Here is a 4453-nt window from a genome sequence, read left to right as displayed (position 1 = left end):
ACCTACGTCACCGGAACCGTGGTGCGCTTCGGCGCGGGTGTCGCCAACCTGATCCTGCACAAGCCGGCGCCCTCCTTCTGGCTGCAGGCGCCGCTCTGGGGCGCGCTCAGCACCGGCGCCGTGGTCGGCGGCTTCCTGCACGGATGGTTCGGCGAGCGGGCCTTCCTGTTCCCGGCCGGCTTCGCCGCCCTGCTGGCGGTGGTCTCGCTGGTGCTGACGCTCCTGCTCAAGGACACGCCCTACGTCTCGGGCCTCGCCGCCCCGCAGCCGGACGCCCATCCGGAGGCGAAGCCGACGGCGACCGTGCCGGCCGCGGTCTGAGCGCGGCCCGCTGCATCGCCGGAGCATCGTCTCTTTCCGAAAGCCGGCAACCACCTTTCGGGACGATGCTCTACCCGTCGTCACCCGGGCCGCCGCGCAGCCGCTTGACGCCGCTGCGGCGGCTCTTCTCGTCGAGGCGCCGCTTCTTCGAGGCCAAAGTCGGCCGGGTGGCGCGGCGCGGGGTCGGCGGCACCGCCGCCTCCGCCACCATGGCCGCGAGTCGCTCCCGGGCATCGGCCCGGTTGCGCTCCTGCGTGCGGAAGCGCTGGGCGGTGATGACGAGCACGCCCTCCCCCGTCAGGCGCCGGCCGGCGAGCCGCATCAGCCGCACCGCCACGGCGTCGGGCAGGCTGCGGGAGCGGCGCACGTCGAAGCGCAGCTGCACCGCGGTCGAGAGCTTGTTGACGTTCTGCCCGCCGGGACCCGAGGCGCGCACGAAGCTCTCCTCGATCTCGGCCTCGTCGATCTCGATCTGCGGCGTGCAGCGGAGCGCCATGGCGGTCGCCCTTCCGGCCCCGGATCAGCCCGCCTCGCCGGGGGTGCGGGCCCGCACCGCCAGCGCGTGCAATCCGCGCTTAAAAGCATCGTCGAGGAGCCCGTTGACGAGCCTGTGACGCTCGACCCGGCTCTTCCCCTCGAACGCCGCCGACACGACATCGAGCCGGAAATGGGTCTCGCCTTCCGGCCGTGCACCGGCATGGCCGGCGTGGAGATGGGACTCGTCCACGACATCCAGCGCGGTCGGCGCCAGTTCGGCGTCCAGGCGCCCGGCGATCCAGTCCTTCAGGGTCCCGGTCATCGTGTCCTCGCTGCGAACGAACGTGCTTCGAAAGTGTTTGCGACAGTGTCCATCTGGCACGGTCCGGGCACAAAAGCGTCAACCCCGGATCGGCGCATGCGGCATCAGGCCCGACGGCCTTCCCGTCGGCGCATCCGCCCCTCATAATCGGCCCGTCATGGATCTCAACTCGCCGCTGTTCGACCGCATCCGCATCAAGCCGACCTGCGACGATCCCAAGTCGGGAGCGAAGGCGGGGACGCGCGGCGGTGCGCGGGCCGGTGCCGGAACGGCGGCGACCGAGGCGGCGTGCGAGGCGCAGGGCTGCACCCATCCGGGTCTCTACCGCGCCCCCAAGGGCCGCAAGCAGGAGGGGCAGTACTGGCGCTTCTGCATCGATCACGTCCGCGCCTACAACGCCGCCTACAACTATTTCGACGGCATGAACGATGCCGCGGTCGAGGCCTATCAGAAAGACGCGATGATCGGCCATCGGCCGACATGGTCGATGGGCGTGAACCCGGCGGCCGGCGGCGAGGGCAAGGGCGCCAAGCCCGGCGACAAGCCCGAGGCCGAGCGCGACTGGGCCTATGCCGACCCGCTCGGCATCCTGCGGGCCAACGGGCTCGGCGGCGGCGCGAACCGGCGTCAGGCGCCCCAGGAGCCGCAGCGGCCGCGCCACTCGGCGGCGGTGCGCAAGGCGCTCGACGTGATGGGGCTCGAGGAGACCGCCGACACGGCGGCGATCAAGGCGCAGTACAAGACGCTGGTGAAGCGCTTCCACCCGGATGCCAATGGCGGCGACCGCTCCTTCGAGGATCGCCTGCGCGACATCATCCGCGCCCACGACGTGCTGCGCGCGGCCGGGATGTGCTGAGCGCCGCCCCTTCCGCGCCGTGCCGGTCATCGGCACGGGCTGTGCGTGCGGCCCCTGCGCCGTGCGCCGATCCGTCCGGCGGCGGGTGGGGCAGCAAATGTCCGTGCGCGTCCTATATGCATCGGGTACCGCTTCCTCGCGAAGCCGGCTTCCCGGATGTGCCGTCCTCTGGGCCGGCCCCTCTTTCTGGCTGAGCCCCCTTGGCGATGCCGAGGGGCGGCGCTTAAGGAAGACATCCGCCCGCTTCCCTGTGGGCCGCCCGGCAGGTGAGTGACGATTGAAAGCGCGGTCGCGCGGGCTTCACGCTCGTCCCGGCCGCCCCGATGAGGTTCCGTATGCTGTCTGACGATACGCCCGCTTCCCTGCCCGACCGCCAGGTTTCCGTCCGCGAGGTGTTCGGTATCGACCTCGACCTCAAGGTGCCGGCCTATTCCGAACCCGAGGAGCACGTGCCGGACCTCGATCCGGACTACATCTTCGACCGGGAGACGACGCTCTCGATCCTCGCCGGCTTCGCGCGCAACCGCCGCGTCATGGTCACCGGCTATCACGGCACCGGCAAGTCGACCCATATCGAGCAGGTCGCGGCGCGGCTGAACTGGCCCTGCGTGCGGATCAACCTCGACAGCCACGTCTCGCGCATCGACCTCGTCGGCAAGGACGCCATCGTCCTGCAGGACGGCAAGCAGGTCACCGCCTTCCAGGACGGCATCCTGCCCTGGGCGCTGCAGAACAACGTCGCCCTCGTCTTCGACGAGTACGATGCCGGCCGCCCCGACGTGATGTTCGTGATCCAGCGCGTGCTGGAGGTCTCCGGCCGCCTGACGCTGCTCGACCAGAAGCGCGTCATCCGCCCGCATCCGGGCTTCCGCCTGTTCGCCACCGCCAACACGGTCGGCCTCGGCGACACGTCCGGCCTCTATCACGGCACCCAGCAGATCAACCAGGGCCAGATGGACCGCTGGTCGATCGTGACCACGCTGAACTACCTGCCGCACGACCGCGAGGTCGACATCGTGCTCTCGAAATCGCCGCACTACCGGAGCGACGGCGGGCGCGACACGGTCAACCGCATGGTGCGGGTGGCCGACCTCACCCGCAACGCCTTCATGAACGGCGATCTCTCGACCGTCATGAGCCCGCGCACGGTCATCACCTGGGCCGAGAACGCCGACATCTTCCGCGATATCGGCTTCGCCTTCCGGGTGACCTTCCTCAACAAGTGCGACGAGTTGGAGCGGCCCCTGGTGGCCGAGTTCTACCAGCGCGCCTTCGGCAAGGAACTGCCCGAGAGCGCGCTGAACGTCGCGCTGAGCTGACCGGACAGCCGTCCCGGCGCCGACAGGCGGCCGGGACGGCGCCGGTCCCCCGGTATCGAGGCGCTGCCCCGACCGGGCCTTCGAACTCGATTCGGTGGCGTCCGCGAAGATATGGCCCTGACCAACCGCCCCAAGACCGGTGATCGCAAGGAACCCGGCGCCGAGCCGCTGAAGCGCTCGGTGGCCGGCTGCCTGCGCGCCATCGCCAAGCGGCCGGAGATCGAGGTCACCTATGCCAGCGACCGGCCGGCCCTGATCGGCGACAAGGCGCGCCTGCCCGAGCCGACCCGGCGGATCACCGCCGAGGACGCGGCGATCCTGCGCGGGCACTCCGACTCGATGGCGCTGCGCCTCGGCTGCCACGACACCAGCGTCCACCGCCGGCTCGCCCCCGACAACGCCGCGGCGCGTGCGGTCTACGACGCGGTCGAGCAGGCCCGCGTCGAGGCGATCGGCTCGCGCCGGCTCGATGGCGTGGCCGCCAACATCACCGCGATGCTGGAGGACCGCTACCATCGCGGCGGCAAGTACGAGAACATCACCGACCGGGCCGACGCGCCGATGGAGGACGCCGTCGCGCTCATGGTGCGCGAGCGCCTGACCGGCCAGAAGCCGCCGCCCGCCGCCGCCCGGATCGTCGATCTGTGGCGCGAGCATATCGAGGCGCGGGCCGGCAAGAACCTCGACGGGCTGCTCGGCTCGATCGAGAACCAGCGCAGCTTCGCCCGCTCGGTGCGCGATCTGCTCTCCTCCCTCGACATGGCCGACGAGACCCCGCTCGATCAGGACGACGAGAGCGACGAGGACGAGAACCAGGCCCAGGACGACGAGCAGAGCCCGAGCGAGGGCGAGGCCGAGGAGAAGAGCCAGGGCGACCGCGCCGAGATCGAGGTGAGCGACGAGGCCACCGACGAACTCGACGAGGGCGCGACCGAATCCGCCGACGCGCCCTCCGGCGAACTGCCGGAGGAGGCCGAGGACTCGGAATCGGAGGAGGCGTCCGAATCCTGGCGCCCGCCGAGCCAGCGCGGCAACGAGCGCACCGGTCCCGATTACCGGGTCTACAACCCGCGCTTCGACGAGATCGTCGAGGCCGAGGAGCTCTGCGACGCCGAGGAGCTGACGCGGCTGCGCAGCTACCTCGACAAGCAGCTCGCC

The 4453-nt window shown here is 70.8% G+C and carries 5 protein-coding genes and 1 pseudogene; 4 read left to right on the top strand and 2 right to left on the bottom strand.

All coding sequences use genetic code 11. The features are described from left to right. The coding region (locus tag MFF42_RS17775) for a DUF1275 family protein (protein WP_238256938.1) at window positions 1-321 on the top strand (321 nt) is incomplete at its 5' end. Between the two features lie 70 nt (window positions 322-391). On the opposite strand, the gene arfB is transcribed toward MFF42_RS17775, so the two are convergent. Both arfB and MFF42_RS17765 read right to left on the bottom strand, forming a co-directional pair. After that, window positions 392-817, bottom strand: coding sequence for an alternative ribosome rescue aminoacyl-tRNA hydrolase ArfB (gene arfB, locus MFF42_RS17770; protein WP_238256937.1), 426 nt, complete (start codon window positions 815-817; stop codon window positions 392-394). A 24-nt stretch (window positions 818-841) separates the two neighbouring features. After that, window positions 842-1120 (bottom strand): BolA family protein, encoded by a 279-nt coding sequence (locus MFF42_RS17765; RefSeq protein WP_238256936.1) that lies wholly within the window; start codon window positions 1118-1120, stop codon window positions 842-844. Window positions 1121-1277: 157 nt separating this feature from the next. Between MFF42_RS17765 and MFF42_RS17760 the strand changes: the two genes are divergently transcribed. From MFF42_RS17760 to MFF42_RS17750, 3 genes and pseudogenes are all read left to right on the top strand, one after another. Continuing rightward, window positions 1278-1976, top strand: coding sequence for a J domain-containing protein (locus tag MFF42_RS17760; protein WP_238256935.1), 699 nt, complete (start codon window positions 1278-1280; stop codon window positions 1974-1976). A 335-nt stretch (window positions 1977-2311) separates the two neighbouring features. Beyond that, window positions 2312-3295: a cobaltochelatase subunit CobS gene (gene cobS / locus MFF42_RS17755; RefSeq protein ID WP_238256934.1), complete on the top strand. Its 984-nt coding sequence runs from the start codon at window positions 2312-2314 to the stop codon at window positions 3293-3295. Window positions 3296-3406: 111 nt separating this feature from the next. After that, window positions 3407-4453: pseudogene (locus tag MFF42_RS17750) on the top strand (cobaltochelatase subunit CobT); the annotation flags it as partial.

The sequence above is a fragment of the Methylorubrum podarium genome, from assembly GCF_022179745.1.
GTDB lineage: Bacteria > Pseudomonadota > Alphaproteobacteria > Rhizobiales > Beijerinckiaceae > Methylobacterium > Methylobacterium podarium.
This window is presented reverse-complemented; position numbering and strand designations above follow the sequence as displayed.

Coding starts and splice junctions, on each gene's coding strand:
- arfB (WP_238256937.1), bottom strand. CDS start 817: ATGGCGCTCCGCTGCACGCCGCAGATCGAGATCGACGAGGCCGAGATC.
- MFF42_RS17765 (WP_238256936.1), bottom strand. CDS start 1,120: ATGACCGGGACCCTGAAGGACTGGATCGCCGGGCGCCTGGACGCCGAA.
- MFF42_RS17760 (WP_238256935.1), top strand. CDS start 1,278: ATGGATCTCAACTCGCCGCTGTTCGACCGCATCCGCATCAAGCCGACC.
- cobS (WP_238256934.1), top strand. CDS start 2,312: ATGCTGTCTGACGATACGCCCGCTTCCCTGCCCGACCGCCAGGTTTCC.